At 66.5% G+C, this 388-nt stretch carries 1 protein-coding gene; it reads left to right on the top strand.

The window, feature by feature from the left end:
* The coding region (locus IG08_RS0153415; protein ID WP_043457800.1) for an SDR family NAD(P)-dependent oxidoreductase at positions 1-388 on the top strand (388 nt) is incomplete at both ends.

A 388-nucleotide genomic window follows, 5' to 3' on the forward strand; every position in this document is an offset into this window, starting at 1 on the left:
GACGGCTCGTACGACGGCGGACCTTGAAGAGCTGGAGTCCGAACTCGCCGGGAAGGTACTCGTGTTGCCCGGCTCGGTCGCCGACTCCACCGCCGTACGCACCATGGTCGAGCAGATCACCGAGTGGACGGGCCGCCTGGACGGCGCGGTCAACTGCGCCGGCATCAGCCCCCACTTCACCCGCAGCGAACGCGTTACCGACGAGGACTGGCAACACGTCCTCGACATCAACCTCCAAGGCACCTTCTACTGCTGCCGCGAGGCCGGGAAAATCATGCTCGAGCAGGGCTCCGGCTCCATCGTCAACGTCTCCTCCGTACACGCCAGCACCGGCTTCGAACGCATCGCCGCCTACGCCGCAAGCAAGGGCGGCGTCGAAGCCCTCACC

Source organism: Streptomyces fulvoviolaceus (assembly GCF_000718165.1).
Lineage (GTDB): Bacteria > Actinomycetota > Actinomycetes > Streptomycetales > Streptomycetaceae > Streptomyces > Streptomyces fulvoviolaceus.